Origin of the sequence: Parvibaculum sp. (assembly GCF_049671045.1) — a bacterium.
Classification (GTDB): domain Bacteria; phylum Pseudomonadota; class Alphaproteobacteria; order Parvibaculales; family Parvibaculaceae; genus Parvibaculum.
Genome location: NZ_JBATUH010000008.1, coordinates 1 through 5,141, shown reverse-complemented (window position 1 = coordinate 5,141; position 5,141 = coordinate 1). Strand labels below are relative to the sequence as shown.

The following is a 5,141-nucleotide window of genomic DNA, read 5'->3' as shown; positions in this document are numbered from 1 at the left end:
GCGCCGAGATGGAGGCCGGCGGCGGTGCAGGCGAGCGCCAGCCGCTGCGCGGGCGGCCAGATCGCCGCATGCGAGGGCAGTCGCCATTCCGGCGCAAAGAAGGCGAGGGGCGCGCCGTCGCGCGCCTGAAGCGCGGCGAGGAAGGTCAGTAGCCGCGCCTCGTCGCCTGTCAGCACCCGCCATTTGGGGCAGGGCACGGAAAGCGGCCGCTCCGAGGCGCCGATCAGCGCCTCGGTCAGCTCGGCGATGAGGCTCGCCCCTTCGGGCATGTCGAGCTTGTCGAAGGCGCGTCTTACGACGAGCGAGCTTTGCCGCCCGTCGCCGATATGGGACCACTGGACCCGCATCGCCCAGACGAGGAATTGCTCGGCAAAGCCAAGCTCGCCGACCGGCAGGTCCGGGACATAGCGGGGGTGGCGCGACGGAGAGGGAAAGAAGGCGCGATCTGCTGGCTTCATGGCGTGTCTCCGATGCGGGAGGATGAGGCGACTTTATCGCTATTGATAATCACTTGCAATAATCTTGGCGTTGCCCCACGGCTGAGGGGCCGGGCACGGCATCGCCTGTCGCCCCTGCCGTACGAATCGGGCGGGGCAGCCGCTGGCCCTCGCCCTGGGCCTTTTCATGCGCGTGAACCCGCCCAACCGGGCGCGGAAGGCTGCAATCTGCGCATCGGAGACGAAAATTCGTCGCCATGTGCGCATGCGGAGGTTTTTGTTTGACACGCTGCACTGCGCCATCTACATGAGCGCCAGAACGCAATCGCACGTGCCCCTGGCCCGAGCCGGCTACGTAACGGCGTACGCGTCTCTTTTGGAAGGTTTGGCGGCTTGCCGCATTGGCAGCCAGCCGGGTTTCTGGGGAGAATGCATATGCCTGATTACAGTCTGAGGGGCTGACGCCCCTGATGACGCCGAGCCGCGCCGTTCTGCGTAACGGTCAAGCCGGGCGAGTTCGCCCCGCACTCGGCACCTCAAGCCGCCGCGTTCAATCTGCGAAAGCTTAAATATCCACGGCCCCGGCGCTGCCCATCGCGATTTCCCGTGTGGAATGCGGTGTGGCGCAATGCGTCCGGCAAGCCAGGTCCATCTACTGGTTGGAGAGAGGCCCATGTCCGAGCCCCGCGCCCTCTTCCAATTGGGGATCGACTTGAATCGCGATTCAAGGAAGACCCAGGCGGAAGTACTCGAGTTCCCCCACAACGCCCCGAATCTCGCATCGGTGGAAACGCTGTCCGAAGGACCGCGCGCCCATCACGAGGAGCGGAAGGATTTCTTCATCGAGCGCAACGGCGAACGTTTCGCCGGAACGCATCTGATCATCGATCTGGTCGGTGCGAGCAGGCTCGACGATCTGAAGCACATCGAGGAAACGCTGATCCGTTGCGTCGAGGTGTCGAAGGCGACGCTGCTGCACATCCACCTCCATCACTTCACGCCCAATGGCGGCGTGTCGGGCGTGGCCGTGCTGTCGGAGAGCCACATCTCGATCCACACCTGGCCCGAGGCGAATTATGCCGCGCTCGACGTCTTCATGTGTGGCGAGGCCGAGCCGCAGAACTCGATCGCCGTCTTGCAGGAGGCGTTCGGCCCATCCAACATTCGCGTCGAGGAACTGCGGCGCGGAAAGGACATGGTCTGATGCCGGTTCGGAGCGACGGAAAGACCCATTGGGTCGACGAGGTTCTCCATGAGAATGGCGGCCTCGTCATTTCCTATCGTGCGGACAGGATCGTTTTCGAGGAAAGCACCGGCCAGCAGCACCTCGTGATCTATGACAACCAGACCTTCGGCCGCATGATGGCGCTCGACGGCGCCACGCAGGTGACCGAGAAGGACGAGTTCGTCTATCACGAGATGATGACCCATGTGCCCGTGCTCGCGCATGGGAACGTGAAGCGGCTGCTCATCATTGGCGGCGGCGATGGCGGCATCCTGCGCGAGGCCGTGCGTCACAAGGGCATCGAGAAGATCACCATGGTCGAGATCGATCCCGCCGTGACCAATCTGGCGAAGGAGCACCTGCCGATGATCTCGGCGGGCGCATTCGACGATCCGCGCCTCGATCTCGTCTTCGCCGATGGCGCCGAGTTCGTGCGGACCTCGCCGGAGCAATATGACGTGATCATCGTCGATTCGACCGATCCCGTCGGGCCTGGTGTCGTCCTCTTCGAGGAGGCGTTCTACCGCAACGCCAAGGCGCGCCTCACCGAAGGCGGCATCCTCGTCACGCAGAACGGCGTGCCGTTCCTGCAGTCGACCGAGCTTTCGAGCACGATGGCGAAGTTCAAGCGGCTCTTCCGCTACGCTCATTGCTATGTCGCCACCATTCCGACCTATGTCGGCGGCTTCATGGCGCTGGGATGGGGCACGGATGACGAGTTCCTGAACGCGGTGACGGTCGAAACGCTCACGCATCGCTACCGCGAGGCGGGGCTGAAGACGCGCTACTACACGCCAGCCGTGCACAAGGCTGCCTTCGCGCTGCCTGCCTTCATCGAAGAGATCGTGGCGAAGGCCGCGGACTGACGAGCCGCAAGGCGAAAGGACGCAGACGGACGATCCGCGCGAACAGGCGGATCGTCCGTTTTGCTTCAGTCGAGCTTTTTCGGGCTCACGATGATCCCGTCCTCATCCGCATAGAGCCATTCGCCGGGCCGGAAGGTCACGCCCGCGAAGCGCAGGACGACGTCATAATCTCCGAGCCCGCGCCGCTCGCTTCTTTTGGGATGGGCCGCAAGCGCCTTCACGCCTACTTGCGCGGCGGCAAGCTCCGACGTGTCGCGCACACAGCCATAGACCACGATACCCGCCCAGCCATTCTGAACCGCGAGCGCGGCGAGATTGCCGCCGACAAGCGCGCAGCGCAGCGACCCGCCGCCATCGACAACGAGCACGCGGCCATTGCCCGGCGTTTCGAGCGCCTGGCGCACTTTCGGATTGTCCTCGAAGGTCTTGAGCGTCGCGATGGGGCCGGAGAAGGCGCGCCGCCCGCCGAAGTCGCGGAAGATCGGCTCGCAATGCTCGACGAGATCGGGATGGGCGTCGGAAAGATCGGTGGTGGCGGGGCTGGTCATCGGCTTCTCTCTCGCAGTCATTGGGAGGGTCGGCCGGATTTTTCCCATGCGGGAACGGCGGGAGCAAGCCACCCTGCCTCACGACGGGCGGTCAGCCCGCTGCCTGCGGAAGATTTCGGCGCAGCGCCGCCGCTGTGAAAGGGTCGGCGGGGAAGAAGGTTTCGATCGCCAGTTCCGAAAAGGTGAGGTCCACCGCCGTGCCGAAGACGGTCGTGGTGGTGAGGAATGAGAACACGCCCTCCTCGCTCCTGATCCGGAACGGCAGGACGATGTCGCCATAGGGCTCATCGAGGCGGGCGGTGGCCCGATCGCCGGAATGGGGCAGGGCCGCCAGTTCGCGCTGGAGCGCCGCGAGCTCCGCATCGCCGCTTTCGGCGATCTGCCGTTGCAGGCGGTGCAGCACATGGCCGCGCCACTGGCCGAAATTGACGATGCGCGGCGCAAGTCCGCGCGGATCGAGGCTCAGCCGCAGCACGTTGACCGGCGGCTCGAGAAGTTCCGGCGCGACATAGGCAAGGAAGAAGCCGACGGCGCGATTGGCGGCGACGAGCGTCCAGTGCCGGTCGACCGCCAGGGCGGGCGAGGGCTCGTGGCTCGTGAGCATGAATTCGACGGCGCGGCGCGCCTCCTCGGCGGCGGGGCTCGTCATGGCCGTTTCCGTGTAGAGCGGTGCAAAGCCTGCCGCCATGAAGAGCGCGTTGCGCTCGCGCGGGGGAATATCGAGAAGCTCGCTCAGATGCAGCAGCATCTCGCGGCTCGGACGCGAGCGCCCGGTTTCGAGAAAGCTCAGATGGCGCGCCGAGACATCGGCATCGCAGGCCAGTTCGAGCTGGCTGAGCCTCCGGCGCTGGCGCCAGGCGCGCAGCAGATCTCCGACGGCGGCGGGGCGGTTCATGTTCAACATGCCGTCAGTTTTGATCGTTCGCGACATGGCGGCAATTACCTCCCGGGTAATCGACTGGCGCCCCGCGTGGCCCGAGGATCGCAGCCGTTCGTGCAACGCTTCATCAGGAGATCAGTATGACCGACGTCAATCATCTTATCGATGGCTACCTCGCCATCTGGAACGAGACGGATGCGGAGCGCCGCCGCGCGCTGATCGCGCGGCACTGGACCGAGGATGCCGCCTATATCGATCCCGTCATGGCGGGCCATGGCCATGCGGGCATCGACCGCATGATCGAGGGCGCGCAGGCGCAGTTCCCCGGCCATGTCTTCCGGCAGGTGGGACAGGGCGAGGGGCACAATGCCCGCCTGCGCTTCAGCTGGGAACTCGTCGGGCCGGATGGCAGGGAGGCGGGCATCGCGGGCACCGATTTCGGCGTCATCGCCGAAGACGGGCGGCTAGCCGCGATCACCGGCTTCCTCGATCGCATGCCCGCGTGAAGGGAGGACGACCCATGCAAGCCATTCTCGCTTCCCCCTCGCTTCTGCGCTACGCGCTCCTTCTCGATGCGGTGGCGACCGGCGCCACCGGCCTGCTCATGGCCGCGACCGCATCGCTCCTCGCGCCGCTGCTCGGCCTGTCGGAAAATCTCGTATTTTACGCGGGCCTGCTGCTCGTCCTCTTTGCCGGCTTCGTCTACATCACCGCAAACGGCCAGCCGATCTCGCGCAAGGCCGCGATGGCGATCATCATCCTCAACGCGCTCTGGGTGATCGACAGCGTCGTGGTTCTCATTGGCGGCTGGATCGAACCGACAGCGCTCGGCCATGCTTTCGTGCTCGGGCAGGCATTCGCCGGGGGCGTCTTCGCGGAGCTTCAGTTCATCGGGCTCCGCCGTCAGGCATAGCGCGGCGGCGGACAAATAAAAACCCGCGGAGATCGCTCTCCGCGGGTTCGTTGTTTCAGCCTTGAAGCCGGATCAGTGCGAGCCGGCCGTCTTGAACTGCGCGGCTTCGGTCGAGTCGGCGAGCGCGGTCGTCGAGCTCTCGCCACCGCCCGCTGCGAGCGAAACGAGGTCGAAGTAGCCCGTGCCGACTTCGCGCTGGTGGCGCGTCGCGGTGAAGCCGTTCTTCTCCGCCGCGAACTCGGCCTGCTGCAGCTCGGAGTAGGCGCCCATGC

At 65.4% G+C, this 5,141-nt stretch carries 7 protein-coding genes and 1 pseudogene; 4 read left to right on the top strand and 4 right to left on the bottom strand.

Annotation, left to right across the window (positions count from 1 at the left end; all coding sequences use genetic code 11):
* A partial coding sequence (locus WBG82_RS00610; RefSeq protein WP_424420116.1) for a hypothetical protein occupies positions 1–458 on the bottom strand: 458 nt, incomplete at its 3' end.
* A gap of 691 nt (positions 459–1,149) precedes the next feature.
* Between WBG82_RS00610 and speD the strand changes: the two genes are divergently transcribed.
* Entirely contained in the window at positions 1,150–1,641 is a 492-nt protein-coding gene (gene speD, locus WBG82_RS00605) for an adenosylmethionine decarboxylase (protein WP_424420114.1), read from the top strand.
* Positions 1,641–2,528, top strand: a complete 888-nt coding sequence (gene speE, locus WBG82_RS00600; protein WP_424420112.1) for a polyamine aminopropyltransferase — start codon at positions 1,641–1,643, stop codon at positions 2,526–2,528. Before speD ends, speE begins: the two co-directional genes overlap by 1 nt.
* A gap of 65 nt (positions 2,529–2,593) precedes the next feature.
* Here the strand turns inward: speE and rraA are convergent, their stop codons facing one another.
* A complete protein-coding gene (rraA, locus tag WBG82_RS00595; protein ID WP_424420110.1) occupies positions 2,594–3,076 on the bottom strand; it encodes a ribonuclease E activity regulator RraA in 483 nt (160 codons plus the stop codon).
* Positions 3,077–3,167: 91 nt separating this feature from the next.
* Positions 3,168–4,007, bottom strand: coding sequence for a helix-turn-helix domain-containing protein (locus WBG82_RS00590; protein WP_424420108.1), 840 nt, complete (start codon positions 4,005–4,007; stop codon positions 3,168–3,170).
* An 89-nt stretch (positions 4,008–4,096) separates the two neighbouring features.
* On the opposite strand from WBG82_RS00590, the gene WBG82_RS00585 reads away from it, so the two are divergent.
* Together WBG82_RS00585 and WBG82_RS00580 are read left to right on the top strand one after the other, a co-directional pair.
* Entirely contained in the window at positions 4,097–4,462 is a 366-nt protein-coding gene (locus WBG82_RS00585; protein ID WP_424420106.1) for a nuclear transport factor 2 family protein, read from the top strand.
* A 14-nt stretch (positions 4,463–4,476) separates the two neighbouring features.
* Complete coding sequence (locus tag WBG82_RS00580; RefSeq protein ID WP_424420104.1) at positions 4,477–4,869, top strand: hypothetical protein; 393 nt, start codon at positions 4,477–4,479, stop codon at positions 4,867–4,869.
* 72 nt (positions 4,870–4,941) lie between these two features.
* On the opposite strand, the pseudogene WBG82_RS00575 reads toward WBG82_RS00580, so the two are convergent.
* Positions 4,942–5,141 (bottom strand): annotated as a pseudogene (locus WBG82_RS00575) (isocitrate lyase); the annotation flags it as partial.